This is a genomic window from Bradyrhizobium sp. SZCCHNR1043, assembly GCF_032489675.1.
Lineage (GTDB): Bacteria > Pseudomonadota > Alphaproteobacteria > Rhizobiales > Xanthobacteraceae > Bradyrhizobium.
Genome location: NZ_JAUEYN010000004.1, coordinates 36,379 through 55,047 on the forward strand (window position 1 = coordinate 36,379; position 18,669 = coordinate 55,047).

General features: G+C 65.9%; 15 protein-coding genes. 6 read left to right on the forward strand and 9 right to left on the reverse strand.

Annotation, left to right across the window (positions count from 1 at the left end; translation table 11 throughout):
• Positions 1-158 precede the first annotated feature (158 nt).
• Positions 159-1,631 carry a cell wall hydrolase gene (locus tag QX039_RS07740; protein WP_315773949.1) on the forward strand — a complete coding sequence of 491 codons (1,473 nt, stop codon included), beginning with the start codon at positions 159-161 and terminating at the stop codon, positions 1,629-1,631.
• Between the two features lie 4 nt (positions 1,632-1,635).
• Here the strand turns inward: QX039_RS07740 and QX039_RS07745 are convergent, their stop codons facing one another.
• From QX039_RS07745 to QX039_RS07755, 3 genes are all read right to left on the reverse strand, one after another.
• Positions 1,636-3,981, reverse strand: coding sequence for an ABC transporter substrate-binding protein (locus QX039_RS07745; RefSeq protein ID WP_315739969.1), 2,346 nt, complete (start codon positions 3,979-3,981; stop codon positions 1,636-1,638).
• A gap of 152 nt (positions 3,982-4,133) precedes the next feature.
• The gene (locus QX039_RS07750) at positions 4,134-5,027 is read right to left on the reverse strand and encodes a hypothetical protein (RefSeq protein WP_315739970.1); all 894 of its coding nucleotides are present in this window, start codon (positions 5,025-5,027) and stop codon (positions 4,134-4,136) included.
• A gap of 850 nt (positions 5,028-5,877) precedes the next feature.
• Positions 5,878-7,476 carry an L-aspartate oxidase gene (locus tag QX039_RS07755; protein ID WP_315739971.1) on the reverse strand — a complete coding sequence of 533 codons (1,599 nt, stop codon included), beginning with the start codon at positions 7,474-7,476 and terminating at the stop codon, positions 5,878-5,880.
• A 357-nt stretch (positions 7,477-7,833) separates the two neighbouring features.
• On the opposite strand from QX039_RS07755, the gene QX039_RS07760 reads away from it, so the two are divergent.
• The 5 genes from QX039_RS07760 to QX039_RS07780 all read left to right on the forward strand — a co-directional run bounded on the left by QX039_RS07760 (position 7,834) and on the right by QX039_RS07780 (position 13,458).
• The gene (locus QX039_RS07760) at positions 7,834-9,081 is read left to right on the forward strand and encodes an MFS transporter (RefSeq protein WP_315739972.1); all 1,248 of its coding nucleotides are present in this window, start codon (positions 7,834-7,836) and stop codon (positions 9,079-9,081) included.
• Between the two features lie 64 nt (positions 9,082-9,145).
• The gene (locus QX039_RS07765; protein ID WP_315739973.1) at positions 9,146-10,132 is read left to right on the forward strand and encodes an MDR family oxidoreductase; all 987 of its coding nucleotides are present in this window, start codon (positions 9,146-9,148) and stop codon (positions 10,130-10,132) included.
• Between the two features lie 114 nt (positions 10,133-10,246).
• Positions 10,247-10,900, forward strand: coding sequence for a hypothetical protein (locus QX039_RS07770; protein WP_315739974.1), 654 nt, complete (start codon positions 10,247-10,249; stop codon positions 10,898-10,900).
• A gap of 176 nt (positions 10,901-11,076) precedes the next feature.
• Complete coding sequence (locus QX039_RS07775) at positions 11,077-11,310, forward strand: DUF6894 family protein (protein ID WP_315739975.1); 234 nt, start codon at positions 11,077-11,079, stop codon at positions 11,308-11,310.
• A 459-nt stretch (positions 11,311-11,769) separates the two neighbouring features.
• Positions 11,770-13,458, forward strand: coding sequence for a methyl-accepting chemotaxis protein (locus QX039_RS07780; protein ID WP_315739976.1), 1,689 nt, complete (start codon positions 11,770-11,772; stop codon positions 13,456-13,458).
• 12 nt (positions 13,459-13,470) lie between these two features.
• Here the strand turns inward: QX039_RS07780 and QX039_RS07785 are convergent, their stop codons facing one another.
• From QX039_RS07785 to QX039_RS07810, 6 genes are all read right to left on the reverse strand, one after another.
• Positions 13,471-16,155 (reverse strand): DUF2339 domain-containing protein, encoded by a 2,685-nt coding sequence (locus tag QX039_RS07785; protein WP_315773947.1) that lies wholly within the window; start codon positions 16,153-16,155, stop codon positions 13,471-13,473.
• A 193-nt stretch (positions 16,156-16,348) separates the two neighbouring features.
• The gene (locus tag QX039_RS07790; protein ID WP_315739978.1) at positions 16,349-16,855 is read right to left on the reverse strand and encodes a tyrosine phosphatase family protein; all 507 of its coding nucleotides are present in this window, start codon (positions 16,853-16,855) and stop codon (positions 16,349-16,351) included.
• 101 nt (positions 16,856-16,956) lie between these two features.
• Positions 16,957-17,181, reverse strand: a complete 225-nt coding sequence (locus QX039_RS07795) for a hypothetical protein (protein ID WP_315773945.1) — start codon at positions 17,179-17,181, stop codon at positions 16,957-16,959.
• Complete coding sequence (locus tag QX039_RS07800; protein ID WP_315717219.1) at positions 17,178-17,417, reverse strand: hypothetical protein; 240 nt, start codon at positions 17,415-17,417, stop codon at positions 17,178-17,180. Before QX039_RS07800 ends, QX039_RS07795 begins: the two co-directional genes overlap by 4 nt.
• A 1-nt stretch (position 17,418) precedes the next feature.
• On the reverse strand, positions 17,419-18,036 hold the full coding sequence (locus QX039_RS07805; RefSeq protein ID WP_315773942.1) for an HD family hydrolase: 618 nt from the start codon (positions 18,034-18,036) through the stop codon (positions 17,419-17,421).
• Positions 18,033-18,662 (reverse strand): DNA-3-methyladenine glycosylase I, encoded by a 630-nt coding sequence (locus QX039_RS07810; protein WP_315773940.1) that lies wholly within the window; start codon positions 18,660-18,662, stop codon positions 18,033-18,035. The genes QX039_RS07805 and QX039_RS07810 overlap by 4 nt, the downstream gene beginning before the upstream one ends.
• Between the last annotated feature and the right edge of the window lie 7 nt (positions 18,663-18,669).

Here is an 18,669-nt window from a genome sequence, read left to right on the forward strand (position 1 = left end):
GATCGCTCGGCGCTCTGCAACTTCCCCGCTTGCCTGTTTCACAATTGCAACGCGGATTAACTCCTCGGCAACCTAAACCCGATACGAAGAGAGAAGATCGAATTGCACGGAAGCACTGTTGTTCGGTCGATCCAGTAAGCGTTGCGTTGAGCGTATCGATGTTAGTTCTGCGTCCCGATCCGAAGGGCGCGCGATTTGCGTCCTTCGGACTCGGTCTCTGCGTCTTCGCTCTGATGCCGACAGAGACCGGGTATCAAGACATCGCTTCTCTGCTCGCCCGCCAGCCGGGCGTCGCCGAACGCTGGCAGAAGCGTGTGTTCTCGGCTGCGGCCTCCATTCAGCTCGCCACCTATAGTTTCGGTCGTCCGATCGGAACCTCGGCGCCGCAGGCGGTGAGCATCCGCCTCGCAAGCCTCGATGGGCGCGATCTCGACATCACCGGATCGACGCCGCGCAATCCGGCGCTGCAGGTTCCGCCACGCTATCAGGCCTCCGACTTCCCCAAGGTCGATCGCACGCTGAAGGGCGATCGTCTCGTCGTGCGCCCCCCGACGCCGTCGGCGCAGCCGACCGAATCGGCCGCGCCCGTCGAGCCTGCGCCCTCCGAGCCCGCACCCACGCCATCGACGCAACCGGATTCGAATTCCTCGGTGTTCGGCGCCAAGACGACGGAAGCGCCGGCGCAGGCGCCACTCCCGCAGCGTTCTGCACTCGATCCCGAATTGCAGGAGGCGCTGAGCGCGCCGCCGCTCGTGCAGTACGACGCGGCGAAGTCCGAGATCCAGCCATCGGGCGAGCTGAAGCCTGCAGCCGACCAAATTCTGGCAGATGGCGCCGTCAGCTATGACGGCCTCAACATCAAGACGTCCAATCTCTATTTCGGCACGTCGTCGTTGGGCGTTGCCGCCGGAACCATGGAGACATGGCTGCCGGGCGAGGCGCCGCTGATCGTGATGCCGGATCCGGACCTCAAGCCGATGGCGGTGCTGTCACATCCGGCCGACGATGCCGCCAAGGCCGGCGAGAGCATCGCGCCGAAAGGCGAGGTCAACACCGACAATCAGCGCGACAGGACTCCGGCCGAACGGTTGAGCCTCACGGACGAGAAGGCGCGCTTCAAGTCCGAGAAGTGCCTTGCCGAAGCGATCTATTTCGAATCCCGCGGCGAGGCGGTGCGCGGCCAGATGGCCGTGGCGCAGGTCGTGCTGAACCGGGCGTTCTCCGGCTATTATCCGACGACGGTGTGCGGCGTCGTCTACCAGAACAAATACCGCCACTTCGCCTGCCAGTTCACCTTCGCCTGCGACAACAATCCGGATGTGATCCGCGAGCCCGAGATGTGGGATCGCGCCAAGAAGATCGCGAAGGCCATGCTGGACGGGCTGATCTGGCTGCCGGAGGTGGGCAAGTCGACCCACTATCATGCCTATTGGGTGCGGCCGTCCTGGGTCGCCGAGATGAAGCGCATGTACAAGTTCGGCGTTCACACCTTCTACCGGCCGAAGAAATGGGGCGACGGCAGCGACGCGCCGAGCTGGGGCACGCCGCAGCAGACCGCGGCCATTTCGGCCGAGCTCACCGAGGCCGCCAAGAGCGAGGCCGAGAGCAATCCGAACTGGACGCGGCGCTAATCATCTAGCGACGCGTCGCATTCCACTCGAGAAAGCGGCGATACAACTCGGTCTGGCGCGCCTGGTCCGGCGGCGTTGCGGCCGCCGGCTTTGCCGTGACAGGAATGCGCGGGGACGGTGCGGCGGCCGCGACCGGCTTCGACGGTTTAACGGTGGCCGTAGTGGCCGCCGGAATCCGTGTCGTCCCATCGAGCCATTCCTGCGCGGCCCGGAACCTGGTCCAGCCGGCGACCGGCGCGCGCGGCGCCATCTCCTGCCATTTCGGATGGAAGGGAGGCCGCTGCAGCTGCGACATGCGCGAGAACAGCGACTCGACCAGCAGCGACAGCCGGCGATCGCGGTCGCTTCCCGGCTGCCAATTATACGACGCCAGGATTGCCTCTGCTGCGATCGTTTCCACCGACTCGGAATTGGAGATCAGGTTGGGGTAGTCGTCCGCGGTGAGCTTGGATGGAAGGTAATCCTCGCGCAAGGTCTTGTCGTAGCCGACCGGGACGAGATGCAGATTGGCATCCGTGATCTGGCTGAGCCAGGGCACCGGCTTGCCGTCGACCGCAATCATCGCGTCGATCTCCCCCTTGCGCAACATTTCGAGCGCGATGCGTGGCTCGATATAGAGCAGATGCGGCTTGATCTCGAGCCGCTCGAACACGTTGATCGCGGTCACGAAGGTGCTGCCGTCCGGCAGGTCGACCGCAACGGTCTTGCCGTCGAGCTCCCGCATGGTGCGGATCGATCGCGGTGCCAGAACATGCATTTCCTCGTTGAACATCTTGGTGACGTAGACGAGCTGATTGCGGATGTTGCTCGCGAAGTCCTTGCGTTCGAGATAGGACAGCGTGTCCTTGCGCACGATTCCCACGTCGACGCCCTTGAGCATGAGGATGTCGGCCACCGCCTGAACCGAGCCGCTGCCGAGGACCGGCATGACCCGCAGGTTGATGCCGTCATTGAGGACCGAGGCGACGTCGGCGCCCATCTGGGAATAGGTGCTGCCATACGAGCCCGTCATCAGGCTCACTGTATTGGCGTTGAGCTGGCTCGCGAGGTCCCGCTTGGCCGACGCATAGCGGAAGATCGCCTTGAAGGAATCGCTGACCGCACCCGGGTCGATTCCGCTGCGCACCGGCCCGAACCGTTCCCAATGGCCATCGACGAAACGCTTCATCTGCATCTGCTCGATCGGCGCGTGGTCGCTGGCGCTGGTATTGGCGACGATCCCGGGAATCAACATGGGAATTGGCGTCCCCTTCAAGGAACGCGCCTGCCTCATGATGTTGTCGCGAGAGAAGTCGTCGCCGCAATTGCGCAGGACCGCAACCATCAGGTTGGCAAGCGCGTAGCCCACGATTCCCAAGCTGTTGTTCTTGCTGATTGCAGGCGCGTAGCGATCCATGAACGCGGACCACTCGGCGAAGCCGGGATCGCCGCCCTGCACACCGCCCTCGTACAGGATGGTGGCGGAAAGCAGTCCTTCCGCGTTCTGCAGGCCTGCAGGCTGCAGCACGGTGGCAACCGAATCCGAAACCGTGGGGATGATGTGCTCGGGTCTCCAGCCGAGCTCGGCGAGGCGGCGGATCGCGAGCACCGTGAATTTCGGGGTGCTGACGTCGACCAGGATGTTGGCTCCGGCGGTCTTCAGCTTCGCGATCTGCTGATTGATGTCGGCATCGGTGACCGCGTAAGCCGCTTCCGCGACGATCGGCAGCTTGCCGCCGAGCCCGTCCTTCAAACCCTTCAGATAGTCCTTGCCGAACTCGTCGTCTTGATAAAGCACACCGATGCGCGTGCCACCGGCATGTTGCTCGAGCAGATATTGCGCGTGAATATGAGCTTCAATCTGGTAGCTGGGTTGCGCTCCCATGGTCCAAGGATAGTCGCGAGGCTGATCCCAGATCGAGGCGCCGGAGCCGACGAACAATTGCGGTATCTTGTTCGCGTTGAGATAAGGCCGCACCGCCGCGCTGGTCGCTGTTCCAACGCTCGCAAAGATGACGTCGACCTTGTCTTCCTCCACCAGCCGTCGTGTCAGCTCCACCGTCTTCTGCGGATTATAGCCGTCGTCATAGGAGATGTAGGTGATCTTGCGGCCCCTGATCCCGCCCTCGTCATTCACCTTCTGGAAATAGGCGGAGATGACCTTGCTCACGCTGCCGTAGGCGGCCGCCGGCCCGCTGTAGGGCGTCGTATTGCCGATCCGGATCTCGCCCTCGGCAGCATGCGCCAGGCCTGGCACGGCGGCAAGCACGAGGAGCAACGCCACGGTCGGAGAACCCGGCGCGCCAAGCAGCCGAGGACCACGGGGCGCCGACGACAAGGCCGGTTGCAACAGACGATCAAACATTCCCATCATGGACCTCATCACGCAACACAACACTTTGCGGGGACGCGCGTCGCCCGCACGACACCATCGACCAGGATCCGGCGGTCCGCGCCCCGCCGCAATTCCTGCGCAGCGACCGGCGTGAGACCGCGCTGGATCACCCGGTTTCGAAGCTCGGGTCACTCGAGCCGCCGTCGAGCCTCGAGTGACCCGAGTTCGGCGGCTCTCGCGTACCAGGCGCGGGCCTTGGCCGGATCGGGCGCGACGCCAACGGCTTTCAGGTTGGACAAGATCGCGGGGTCATAGGTGCCGGCCAGCGTCAGTGATGCTTCGGCGTCCGCTTCCGCGACATGCGCCAGGATCAGGCGGGCACTCGCAACGTCGCCCGCGCCGATGAGATCGCGTCCGCGCTTCAGCATTTCGCTGATCTCGTTCTTGGTCAGCGCAGACGCGGCCGCCGGTGCAGGGCTCCTGGTCGCGATGGTCCGAGATGCTTTCGGCGGAATTGACTGCGGGGTCTCGCCTCCGCCCGGAGCCGGCTTGACGATCGGGACCGACGCCACGATCGAATCGGCCCGTCCGATCGTGTGCGCCGCGGCGTCCAGCGATGCTTGGCCGTCATCGGATTTCGATTTCCCCGCTGTCCCGAAGTTTCGGGGAGACGATGAAGCGGTCGCTTCAGACTTCGTAACTGTTTCAATGTTCGGAGCCTGCATGATGCGCACCGCAAAGAACGCGAGGCACGCAAGCGCGGCCACTGCGGCACCGAACCGGAAAACAGAATCGAATTCGAGCCGTTCGGGCGGAGGTGGAGGCATCACGACGGGATCGAGTGAAGGGATCTGCCAGGATCGGTCCGCTTCTGCTGGCGCCATTGGCATCGGCGCATCGTCAACCGCTGAAGCGGTTTGCCACCACGGCCGGGAGAGATCGGTGGCCGCATCCTCATCAGGCGCAGACGTCGCATGCGCGAGGCTGTTGGACAAAGCGGCAGGCTTTGCCGGGCGCCAACGTTCGCTCTGCGCATCACCCACGGTGATCCGCGATCCGCTACTCCGCAATAAGGAACTCATCCTCAACTACTCCTGCGGACACGCGCCATCGCGTCGCCCCGCAACACTCCCTGGACCGTTTGGCGCCTTTCTGCTCGGCGACTCGGCTTCCAAACCGGCGGCGAGACCGATGACCGAATCTATGGCCATGCCAAGCGGTGAATCGGCGATCTGGCAGCCGTGAATTCCCATTTCCTCGTCAGCAGGACGGACAAAACGCGCGCTACTACTTGAGCACCGCTAAATTTCGACCATCTCTTTTTCTTATTTGTACAGGTTCTGCGGTTCTTTTGCCGAAATCATGGCGAACCTGTCCAGCCATTTAGTTGGTGCTGGTAAATGCCGTCGGCGCCGGGGCGCACGAGATAATGCGGCGGCGTCTGGCCGAGAACGATCTGAAGCCATGGCGCAGGAGCATGTGGCGTATCCCCACAGATCGATGCGAATTAGTCGCGCGCGTAGAGGATGTGCTCGATCCGTGCGGCGATTCGCATCAGCGTCAGCCGGTGATCTGCTTCGACGAAAGGCCTCGTCCAACTCATTGGCGAGGGCCGCTCAGATCGTGCGCGTGATGACTACGAGCACCAGCGCAACGGTACGGCCGATTTGTTCGTCCAGCGCCCGCGGATCAATGGATGCACGCGGCCGACACGGCACGCACTAATTACATCGTGCCTGCTCCCAAATACCGGCGAGGCAGCAAATAACAACGAGTCGTGATATCTGTATTGGGCGACGATGGCTGCTTCGTCATGAGCACCGTCATTCCGGGACAAGGCCGCAGGCCCTGAACCCGGAATGACGGTGATCACGAATGACGGTGAAAACGCGACTGCCGAGCTCCGTCGTGACGCAGTCGGATCAGCTCTTGCTACGCGCTCAACGGCCGCGACTGCCGCGCCGTCGGCCGTGCCGCGAGCTCGTCGGCGATCTCGCGGGCAGCGGCCAGTGTGGTCATCGTCCGCTGCGCGAAGCTCGGATTCTCGGCCGGGCAATCGGCGCGGCAATGCGCGCCGCGGCTCTCGCGCCGGCTCCAGGCCGCGGTGGCGATCAGCAGCGCGGCGCTCGCCATGTTGCGCAGCCTCGGGCTGCCGGCGTCGCGCTCCATCCTGGCAATCGCGGCGATGGCCTCCGCCAGCCGCTCCTCGTCGCGAATGACGCCGAGCTGCGCCGTCATCGTCTCGCGCAGCGAGCTCGCCGCAGCGCCGGCACAGGGGCCGGCCGGATCGGCGAACGCAATGTCCTGTAGCGTGGAGGGCGCGGTGAACGTCCGGCCGGAGATATCCTCGGCGATCCGCTGGGCGAACACCAGCGCGGCGAGCAGCGCGTTGCCGGCGATGTGGTTGGCGCCGTCCGTTGCCGTCGCGGCGACTTCACCCGCCGCCCAAAGCCCCTCGATCGAGCTGCGGCCCTGCGCGTCGACCGCGATCCCGCCCATGTGGAAATGCGCCGCCGGCGCCACCGGAATCGGCTGCCGGGTGGGATCGAGCCCCGCGGCGGTACAGGCCCGGTGCAGCATCGGATAGCGTTCGGCGACGTCGTCATCGAGCACGTCGCGTGCGTCGAGAAAGGCGCCGCGTCCGGCGATGATCTCGGCCATCACGCCGCGCGCCACCGTGTCGCGCGGGGCAAGATCGACCAGCGGATGGCGCGGCAGCATGAAGCGCTGGCCGCGCCGGTTGACCAGGATGGCGCCGGCGCCGCGCAGGCTCTCGCTCACAACCGGCGCCGGATCGTGACCGGTCATCATCGCGGTCGGATGAAACTGAACGAACTCCGGATCGGCAATGACCGCGCCGGCGCGCGCAGCGATGGCGAGGCCGATGCCGGTGGCGTGCGGCGGATTGGTGGTCGTGGCGAACAGACGGCCGATGCCGCCGGTGGCCAGCACGATTGCCGGCGCCGCGATCAGCACCGGCGCGGCCGCATCGTCGTCGGTCGGCCGCAGTTGCAGGCCACGCACCGCGCCGTCTTCCGTCAGCAGCGCGTCGGCGACATGGCCCTCGATGATGCGGATCGAGGGCGTTGCGCGCACGGCTTGAGACAGCGCGGTGATGATCGCCTGTCCGGTGAAGTCTCCGCGAACGCTGAGAATCCGTCGCGCGGTGTGCGCAGCCGCACGAGACGTCGCCAGCCTGCCGCTGTGATCACGATCGAAAGCCACGCCGAGGCGGACCAGGTCCTCGATTGCAGCCGAAGCGTCGCGCGCGAGCGCCAGCGCAGCCGTCGCGTCGACCAGGCCGCCACCGGCAGCGATCATGTCGGCGGCATGGCTATCGGGGCTGTCGCCGGATGAAACCGCTGCCGCGATGTCGGCCTGCATCGTCGCGCCGAACGAGGCCTCACCCAATGCGGTCGCGGAGATCAGCGTGACCGGCTGCGGTGCGAGCTTCAGCGCGCAGAACAGTCCGGCAACTCCGGCACCAACGATCACGACGCGGCCGGATGTCTCGATCTGATCGTGGTCCATGTGATGTCCAAATTCCACATTCCGTGCGCATGTGTACCGCGGTACCTGTTAGTTCTTCTTCAGAGACTTCCTTCGCTGTTTATCGGTGTTTGGCGACAAATAGCGGCTGTTCTGAAGGTCACTCTCGCACAGGATGAATCGTCGTTTGCGACTCGCGCATCAGGACGTTTCGCGCCGGGACAAGGACGCATGAGCGAGTTCCGCCGCGGGAACTCGCTTCGGATGACACGTGCTCATGGCTGGCCGCCGCATCGAAATTTTTCATGGCTGGGTTCCGCTTTTGAGCTTGGGAGTTCAATGCAGATGCATTAATCGGAAGGGCGCGGCGGACAGCGACCGCAGCAGGGGAGGACACGGATGTCGGTACAGGCAGGCGATCTCGGCACGGCCTCCCGCAGCCAGAGCTGGCGGACGCCGGTCGTCATCATCGTGTGCGGCTGCGCGATTGCGCTGCTGAGCTTCGGTCCGCGCTCCAGCCTCGGCTTCTTCGTGCAGCCGATGAGCCGTGAATTCGCCTGGGGACGCGACGTGTTCGCGCTTGCGGTGGCGGTGCAGAACCTGTTGTGGGGGCTCGGTCAGCCGCTCGCCGGCGCGATCGCCGATCGTTTCGGCGTGATGCGCGTGATCTGTGTCGGCGCGCTGCTCTATGCCGGCGGCCTGCTGATGATGCGCTATTCCAGCTCGCCTCTGTCGCTGAACATCGGCGCCGGCGTGCTGGTCGGCTTCGGCCTGTCAGGCTGCTCGTTCAATCTCATCCTGTCGGCGTTCAGCAAGCTGCTGCCGCCGGAGCGCCGCGGCATCGCGCTCGGCGCCGGCACGGCGGCCGGCTCGCTCGGCCAGTTCCTGTTCGCTCCCTTCGGCGTCGCGCTGATCGACCAGTTCGGCTGGCAGAGCGCGCTGATGGTGTTCGCAACGCTGATGCTGTTCATCGTGCCGCTGTCGCTCGCCGTGGCGACGCCGCCGGCGGCCGAGGCCAAGCCGTCGGAGGCCGAGCAGCAGTCGTTCACGACCGCGCTGATGGAGGCGTTCGGCCACCGCTCCTACGTGCTGCTGGTGCTCGGCTTCTTCACCTGCGGCTTCCAGCTCGCCTTCATCACCGTGCACCTGCCGGCGTTCCTGGTCGATCGTGGCCTGTCGGCGCAGGTTGGCGGCTGGGTGATCGCGGCGATCGGCCTGTTCAACATCATCGGCTCGCTCAGTGTCGGCTGGCTGCAGAGCCGGCTGCCGAAGCGCTACATCCTGTCCTTCATCTATTTCACCCGTGCGCTGGCGACGCTCGCCTTCATCTCGTTCCCGGTCACGGCGGCCTCCGCGATCGCCTTCGGCGCGGTCTCCGGGCTCGCCTGGCTCTCCACGGTGCCGCCGACCTCGTCGCTGGTCGCGATCATGTTCGGCACCCGCTGGCTCGCCACGCTCTACGGCTTCGCCTTCGTCAGCCACCAGGTCGGCGGCTTCCTCGGCGTCTGGCTCGGCGGCATCGTGTTCGAGCGCTACGGTTCCTATACGCCGATCTGGTGGCTCTCGATCCTGTTCGGCGTGCTGTCGGCGCTGATCAACCTGCCGATCGTCGAGAAGCCGGTCGCGCGTGCCGTTCCCGCGACCTGAGTTGCGCGGCCGACCCGATCGGCTAAACATGGCGTGAGACAAAGAAAGCGCAGGGAGTGCCGCTGTGGGAACGTTCAAGGCGATCCGGATCGACAAGGCGGACAAGGGAACGACCGCGACGCTGACGCAGTTCGATGAAGCCGAGCTGATGGACGGCGACGTCACGGTCAAGGTCGAGTGGTCGGCGCTGAACTACAAGGACGGGCTGGCGCTGACCGGCAAGGCGCCGGTGGTCCGGCGCTTCCCGATGATCGCGGGGATCGATTTTGCCGGCACGGTCGAGCAGTCCAGCCATCCCGCCTGGAAGCCGGGCGATGCCGTGATCTGTACCGGCTGGGGCATGGGCGAGACCCATCTCGGCGCCTATGCCGAGAAGGCGCGGGTCAAGGGCGATTGGCTCGTCGGCCTGCCACAGGGCCTGTCGGCCCGGGATGCCATGGCCATCGGCACCGCCGGCTTCACGGCGATGCTGGCCGTGCTGGCCCTGGAGAAGCACGGGCTGACGCCGGCCAGCGGGGCGGTGGTGGTGACGGGCGCGGCCGGCGGCGTCGGCTCGGTGGCGACGGCGGTGCTCGCCAAGCTCGGCTACCACGTGATCGCCTCGACCGGCCGCCTGGCCGAAGCCGACTATCTCAAGTCGCTCGGTGCCGCCGAAATCATCGACCGCAACGAGCTGTCCGGGCCGGCCAAGCCGCTGGCGAAGGAGCGCTGGGCGGGCGGCATCGACAGCGTCGGCTCGCATACGCTCGCCAACCTGCTGGCGATGACCCAATATGGCGGTGCCATCGCCGCCTGTGGCCTCGCTGCCGGCATGGATTTGCCATCGTCGGTGGCGCCGTTCATTTTGCGCGGCGTATGCCTCCTCGGCATCGATTCGGTGATGTGCCCGCTGCCGGCGCGCAAGGCGGCCTGGCAGCGCCTCGCCACTGATTTGGATCGCGCAAAACTAGCTGAAATCACTCACGAAATTTCCTTGGACCAAGTGGCGTCGCTGGGGCTGCAGATTCTCGCGGGCCAGGTCCGCGGCCGTACGGTGGTAAGAATATCCTGAGGATGTTCAGACTTTTCAAACCATGCTGCTCCATTGTTGCCATGGTTGGTATGGTAAGCATGGGGTAAAGATACCGCCTTACCCGCTGCGTTGGGTTAAGTGGGAGTTTGATGCATGCTCGCGCGTATATTGCTGGGGACCGTGACTGCCGGTGCCGTGATTGCTCCTGCGGTTGCGGGTTCGATGACAGCCGACGAGGCCCGCAAATTCGTCGCCGGAAAGGTGTTCGCCTTCACCTGCGTCGACGGCACCCGTGGCGCGGGCCGCATCCTCGACGACATGGGCGCGGCGGGCGCGGTGCAGTTCTCCGGCTCTGGCCCGGTGCGTCATATCCGCCTGCCCGGCAACACCCTGCAGATTCGCGGCCAGAACGTTTGCGCTGCCATCAAGGGCATGCCGTTCGAGCCGTGCTTCAACCTCGACAAGAAGGACGACCGCAGCTTCCGCGGCTCGGTCTCCGGGCTCGGCGCCTTCGCCTATTGCGACTTCCAGCATCAGGGCGGAGCCACCATGCTGATGGCGCGCGCCGTGGCGCGGCCGCGCGCCGCGCGCGCTGCTGTTCCCGCTGCCGACGGCTTGCACACCGAAGTGGCGGCGCGGGTCGAGACCCCGCGGGTGGAGCGCAGCAAGGTAGAACCCCTGAAGGCGGATCCTGCGAAGGCCGCCAAGGCCGAAAACGCCAAGGCCGAAAACGCGAAGACCGAAATTACCAGATCCGATAACGCGAAGTCGGATGCGGCGCCGGAGCTGCGTCGCTCGACCGATTAGTTGTTAGTTCACCGATTATTGAAAAACCAGTCCCCTATTAACATAGAGCAATATTTTAAGCTGACCGCACGTTAGTGGTCATTGCGCCGTAGTCGTACGGAATCTTAAATTCATGCCTCGGTAGTGACTCGTGTGCAGTTTGCAACCAGGGGGGTGGCCCACGAGAAAGGGTCGTTATGTCGCTTTATTTCTTCCGAATCAGCCAGGGCCGCTATTCTGGCGCTGCTGATCAGCCTTATGAATTCGCCAACCGGGAAACCGCCTGGAACGAGCTGACGGCTGTCTGCTCCGACCTGATCGGTGGCATCTCGAAGTCGTTGCAGCAGGGGGCCGAGTGGCAGATGGAGCTGCTCGACGAAGCCAAGCAGCCAGTGTTCCGGATCCGCCTGATGTCCGAAGCGGTCGGCTGAGTTCCAACTGTCCGGGTGATTGCGCCGCTGGCCATCGGATTCGAGGTCCGGTGCGCCGTGGCGCCAGTCCGCTGAGGGCGTGTTCTCCGTCCGTCACACTTCTCGCGCTCAGACGGCGTTTGTGATGTTGCCGAACGCAGTTCGTGGTTTTGCTTCCACACGATCCGTCAACGGTATCGGGAGATCCGGTGCCTCGGGCGCCGGTTCAGGAGCACCGCGCCGTCCCTGAGGGCCATCATTTTACGCGCATTGTCAGTAATCTTACGGTTCCAAGCATTAACCTCCGATAAGCCTGTTTCGCGCCCAATGAGGTCGTCAGAGACGACATGCGGGTTCGGAATTTTCGGAGCCCTCTGATCCTCTGACCTCGACCGCGCAGCGCAGCGCAGACCTGGATGTTCGGGCCGTCTCTGGCGCTGGCAGAACGCGGCCGAACCACGCAGTCAGCTGGGGTCCTCCGTGTCAACAATGTCCATTCGTACGAAGATCATTTCGGTCATCGCCTTCATGCTCGTCACCATGTGCGGGCTCGGCGTGCTCGCCGTCACCAGCATGCAGTCGATCAACGTCAACACGGTCGACATCGCCACCAACTGGTTGCCAAGCGTGCGCGCGATCGGCGAGCTGCGCGCCGACATCAACCTGCTGCGCATCGCCTTGCGCGCGCATGTGATGTCGGAGACGGCCGAGGCCAAGCAGGCCGCGGAGAAGCGCGTCAACGGAATCCTTGAGACGATCAACAAGGACCGCAAGACCTACGAGCCGATGATCACCTCGGCCGAGGAACGCGCGATCTACAACAACTGGGTGCAGTCCTGGGAGAAGTACGTCGTCGCCGTCAAGCAGGTGATGGATGAATCCAACAAGAGCGTCGGAAAGATTCCGCGCGAGGCCACCGAAATGCTGGAAAAGTCGGCCGCGGCGATCGCGCGCGACGCCGACAAGTATTTCATCCAGGACATCGAGTTCAACAACAAGGGCGCCGACAACGCGACGCGGCAGGCTGCCGAGAGCTTCTCGCGCGCGATCTGGCTCGTGGTTTCGATCATTGCCGCCGCCGTCATCGCCGGCATCGCCGTCGGATTCTATCTCGTGCAGAACGTCTCGTCCGGCATCGCGTCGATCATCAAGCCGATGCAGGAGCTCGCCAAGGGCGATCTCGGCGCGGAAGTCACGCATCGCGGCGAGCCGAACGAGATCGGCGCCATGGCCGATACGCTGCAGGTGTTCAAGGAGGCGCTGATCGCCAAGAAGGAGGCCGACGAGCTCGCGGCCCACGATGCCGAGGTCAAGATCGAACGCGGCCGGCGCGTCGACAATATCACCCGCCAGTTCGAGGCGACCATCGGCGAGATCGTGCAGACGGTGTCGTCGGCCTCGACCGAGCTCGAGCATTCCGCCGGCGCGCTGTCATCCACCGCGACGCGTTCGCAGGAGATCTCGACTGCGGTTGCGGCTGCTTCGGAGGAGGCTTCGACCAACGTGCAGTCAGTCGCGTCCGCGACGGAGGAGCTATCGTCGTCGATCACCGAGATCAGCCGCCAGGTGCAGGAATCGGCCCGCATGGCCACCGAGGCCGTCGACCAGGCGCGCATGACCAACGATCGCGTGAGCGAGCTGAGCAAGGCCGCGGCGCGGATCGGCGACGTCGTCGAACTGATCAACACGATCGCCGGCCAGACCAATCTGCTGGCGCTGAATGCGACCATCGAGGCCGCTCGTGCCGGCGAGGCCGGCCGCGGCTTCGCGGTCGTCGCCTCCGAAGTGAAGGCGCTGGCCGAGCAGACCGCCAAGGCGACCGACGAGATCGGCCAGCAGGTGTCCGGCATCCAGGCGGCGACACAGGAATCGGTCGGCGCCATCCGGGCGATCTCCACGACCATCGAGCGGCTGTCGGAAATCTCGTCGGCGATCGCGGCGGCCGTGGAAGAGCAGGGTGCCGCCACGCAGGAGATTTCGCGCAACGTCCAGCAGGCATCGGAGGGCACGCAGCAGGTTTCTGTGAACGTCGTCGACGTGCAGCGCGGCGCGACGGAAACCGGAACGGCCTCCACGCACGTGCTGGCCGCGGCGCAATCGCTGGCCTCGGACAGCGACCGGCTGAAGCGTGAGGTGGCGTCGTTCCTGGAGTCGGTGCGCGCGGCCTAATCCGACATGGCGCTACGCCGCCGGCTGAGCCGGCGGCGCCTGCTGCTGCCGTCGGAACAGCACCTTCTGGTACAGCCAGCCGATCGCGACCAGCACCAGCCCGAGCCCGATGAATGACAGAGCGCGCCACACGCCGGTCAGCGCCGACATGTCGATCAGGAAGGCCTTCAGGATCGTCAGCGCGATCACGATGGCGGACGCCAGACGGGCGCGTTGCGACTGCACGATGATTCCGATCCCGAGCAGCACCACGCCGAAGGCGAGCCAGGCGATCGAATAGGTGTACTGCTCGGCCGCGCTGGTCGGCCCTGCCGTCAGATCGGGGCCGTGATAGATCCGGCGGATCTCGAGGCTGACATAGGACAGCGCCAGGATCAGTGCGCCCGCGGCCAGCGTATTGCCATAGGCCGGCGGACGGCGGCCTGCGACCGCGTAGGACAACAGCAGCATCAGCACCGCCGGGAACGCATAGGCCAGGATCAGGATGTTGAGCAGGCCGCCCTTGATCGCGACATCCGAGATCATCGGGTTTTCGAACAGCAGCAGGCCGAGCACGGTGGCGCCGCCGGCGAAGCCGGTCAGGATCACGGCGCTGATGTTGTGCACGATGCTGCCGCTGCGCTCCCGCAGCCGCTCCAGCCCGATCGCCAGCGCCAGGGCCACGCAGACGTCGAGCCCCACTTCGGCGAGCGACGGCACCGCCAGCATGTCGCCGTCATTGACGGCGTGGCGGATCTCCAGGAAGGCGAGCAGGGTCGTGAACAGGATGGCGGCGGCCTCCACCGCGCGCAGCGGCGCGTCGTCGCCATGGCGGCGCATCAGATAGCTCGCGCCCCAGAACGACGCCGCCGGCACGCCATAGCCCCACAGCAGCCAGTTGACGATCGGCGTGGTGCCGACATCGGCGCCGACGATGCGCGGATCGTAGCCGATGCGCAGCACGACGAGCCCGGCAAAGACCGCCGCCAGCGTGCGCAGGAACGGGATCGGCCGGCTCTCGAAGATCCAGGCGGTGCCGAGCGACATCAGCGCCAGCGCGATCGTCAGCCAGCCTTTCTCCAGCGCGAAGGTCAGCGCCAGCGCCAGCGCGGCCAGCGTGCCGGTCGCGAACAATGCGATCGAGGCACTGAGGCCCGGACGCTCCTCGCGCCGGGTCAGCGCCTCGGTGGCGACGGCAAACGCGGCGGCGAGCACGACGGCGACGATCGCGAACGGAATCGAGCGGTCGAGATGGGCGATGCGCGCATAGAGCGCGACAAGAAGCGCCAGCGGCGTGAACACGCCGGCCGCCGACCACACCACCGGCACGACCGCGTTGTGCGAGCGGCCCTGCGCCAGGAAGCCGGCGCCGCCGAAGCCCAGCGCGAAGATCGCCGCCGTCACCAGATGCGACGTGACCGACGCGCCGAGCGGGTTCGGCCCCATCCCGGGCAGCGCGCCGCCGGGCAGCACCAGCAGGTCCGGATTGTCGCGCAGCGCCCATTCGGCGAACACGAGGAACACGGTCGCAGCGGCGGCGGCCACCGCGCCGACGGCGCTCGGCGCGCGCCAGGCGACCGCGAGCGTCGCCGCGACCAGCACCGTGAAGCCGATCAGCGCCAGGCCGTCATGGAAGCTCGCCAGCACGACCAGCATGGCGCCGAGCAGATAAACCGCCAGGCCGACGGATGAGATCGGCTCGACCTCGTCGTTCTCGGCGGCGGGTCCGAACATGAAGCCGCAGACCACGATCAGCGCGGCCAGCGCGAAACCAACAGCGACGTGGAAGACATGCGGCGCCACCGTCTCGACGCCCGCGTCGAGTCCGGGCAAGGTCCACAGGAACGACAGCCCGATCGTGGTCATCGCGAGCCAGCGCCACAGCCGCACGCGTGCCAGCGCGAACGCGGCGGCGGTGACGATGGCAAGGTAGATGTAGAGCGCCCAGTAGTTCGGCTCGCCAGTCGACACCAGCACCGGCGTCGTGAATGCGGCGACGAGGCCGAGCCCGGCCAGCGCCGGGCCGTGCAGCAGCGCCGCCGCCAGCGTGCCCAGCGCGACGATGCCGAGCAGCACGAAGGCGATCGCGGGCGGCAGGAACTCATACAGCGCGTAGGCCGCGTAGATCGTGGCGAAGGCGACCGCCGTGCCGGCCGCGGTCAGGATCGCCGGAATGTTGGCGATCGGCAGCGCTGCGATCTGCGAGATGCTCTCCTTGCGCCGGGTCCATTCGCCGGCCGCAAGCAGCGCGGCGGCGAACAGCGCGCCGAGCGCGACGCGCACCTCGGGGCCGACGAGGCCGGCCTCGATCGAATAGCGCACCATGAAGAAGCCGCCGAGCGCCAAGGTCAGCCCGCCGATCCACACCACCCAGCGGGTGCCGATGCGCTCCTCGAAGCCGGCCGCAGGCTGCGGCACGGGTGGCGGGGACGCGAGCGGCGGCGGCTGTTCGGCCGCGTCGTCGCTCGCCATTGCCGCGGGCTGGAGAGCAGGCTCGGTCAGCTCCGGCAATGGCGGCGGCATTGGCGGGGCTTCAGCGGGCTCCTGAAGCGGGCTTAGCGGCGGCGCGACCACCGGCGCAGCCGCGATCGGGCGTGCCGCCTCGAGCTTGGCCAGCCGGGCCTGGAGCTCGGCCAGGCGATCGGAAATCCGGCGCGCGAAGGCGAGCGCCGCGAACGCGACCAGCAGCGCGATCCAATCCAGGGGCCAATCGAACATCACGCGGGGATTCCTCAATCGATGGCGCCGGTGGGCGTCAGGGGTGGAACGCGCCGGCCTGCGGGTGGACCGCTGGCGCAGCGAATCGGCCGACGGCCCGCGGCGGGTCACCCGATGGCCGTCGTTCCCTCTGTGTCAAACCGCGGAACAAAAGTTCAAGGCGCGCCGGTACGCGGCTCGGCCGCGTCGCAACTCAGTCCAGATCGATCCGGAACGGCGCGCTGTCGACCATCATGGCGCCGGGCCCGATCGCGTCCAGCGCGCGCACCATGCGCCCCTGGCGGCCCAGTGCCCTGTCGGCCAGGCTGACGATCAGCCGGTTCGGCGAGGCGATCGGCGAGGCCTGGCGGATCGCCCAGGCGATATCGAGCTCGTCGCGATTGGGGTTGAGCGCGCAGGCCGTGGCGAAGGCGCTTGCGGTGGAGCGGCTGATGCCGGCATAGCAGTGGATCACCAGCGGCGCCGCACGATCCCAGCCGCGCACGAATTCCAGCACCTGGGCGACGTGATCCTCGCTCGGCGCCATGAAGCCCGGAAGCTGCTCGGTGATGTCGTCGACCGAGACCCGCAGATGGTTTTCGGGGCGGATCGTCTCCGGCCGCTTCACCTGCTCGACATTGGCCATGATGGTCAGCACGTGGCTGGCGCCGGTCAGGCGCACGGTCTCGGGCAGGGCGGCGAGTGAGCAGACGTGGATCATGGCGAGCCTTTGGAGGCCCGATTATACGAATGGGGGCACAAGGGCAAAAGCGGGATTTGGATGTCTGCTGTCGGGCTGGCGCATATATGCGCCGACAGCCCTCAGCGCGTGTTCTTGAGCTGCCGCAGCTCCTGGCGAACCAGATGGGCCTTGCCTTCGATCTCCGCGTTCAGCCGCTCGAGATGGTCGAGGAGCCGCTCACGGTTCTGGGGGGCGATCTCGACCGGTTTCTCGGACCAGGGCCGGCGCACGAACAGGGCCACAATGGCGACGGCCAAGGCGGTCAGAAGCGGAAAGCTCAGGGCAACGAGCTGGTGCATGGTCATCGAAGACCTCCCAGGATCCACTGACCCAGCAAATGTATGAGCACTCCGGTGATAATGCAAACGACGCCCGACCCGTAGATCAAGCCCGCGGGGGTGCTGGGCGGCAGCACCCCATAGACGAACTGGGCAAGCGGCACGAACGTTCCAGCGGTGACGATGGCCGTCGCCAGCGTGTTGACCCAGTTGGCCGCCAGCTTCAGCCGTTCGTTGCGGCGCTCGTCCGGCGTCAGCGGCATCTCAGCACGACCCCAGCACCGCGTGGAAACGGGTCAGGAACTGCTTCTCGGCCTTGGCCGCGCTCCAGGGCGTCAAATAGTCCGCCACGGTGGCATCCGGCAGGCCGGGGTCGCGACCGAACAGCTTCTTCGCCTCGCTTTCCGAGAAGCCGGCCAGCCGGGTCGCCTCCAGAAAAGCGGCGCCGCGGTCGGCCGCCTTGATCTGGCGCTCGATCTCCGGAGCAATCTCGGCCGGCAGGCCGAAGCGGATGTGGATCGCCCCGAGCAGCCGCTTCTCGACGCTCTTGTAGCCGTCGCCGAGCACCGCCTTGAATGGCGAGATCATGTCGCCGATGACGTATTCCGGCGCATCGTGCAGCAGCGCGGCGAGCCGCAGCTTCGCATCGATGTTCGGTTTGCGCGCGCGCATCACCGTCTCGACCAGCAGCGTGTGCTGCGCGACCGAGAAGATGTGCGCACCGGTGGTCTGGCCATTCCAGCGCGCGACACGCGCGAGCCCGTGGGCGATGTCGGCGATCTCGACATCGAGCGGCGAGGGATCGATGAGGTTGAGCCGCCGGCCGGACAGCATGCGCTGCCAGACGCGGTCGTGCCCGCTCGGGGCCTTGTCAGTCGTCATTTGGGAGGCTTGAGGCGTGGGGTGCGGCGCTTGCCGCTGCAGGTCTCGTGGCAGAAGCAGGTGACGAGATGGTCGTTGACCATCCCGGTCGCCTGCATGAAGGCGTAGACGATCGTGGGACCGACGAACTTGAAGCCGCGCGAGGCCAGCTCCTTGGAAATCTTGATCGACAGCGGTGTCGAGGCCGGCACGCTCGCGGTGGTCTTGAACTGATTGACCTTGGGCGCCCCGTCCATGAAGTTCCACAGCAGCTTCGAGAAGCCGGGACCCTTGTCCTGGATGTCGAGCCAGGATTTCGCGCTGAGAATCGTCCCTTCGATCTTGGCGCGGTTGCGCACGATGCCGGCATCGTTCATCAGCGCGTGAATCTTCTTGTCGGTGTAACCAGCGATCTTCTCCGGCTGGAAATCGTCGAAGGCGCGGCGGAAATTGTCACGCTTGCGCAGGATCGTGATCCACGACAGCCCGGCCTGGAAGCCGTCGAGGATCAGCTTCTCGAACAGCGCGCGGTCGTCATATTCCGGCACGCCCCACTCGGTGTCGTGATAGGCGACATAGAGCGGATCGCTGCCCGGCCAGGGGCAGCGCGTCAGGCCATCGGGATGGACGACAGCAGCGCGACCCATGAGACCG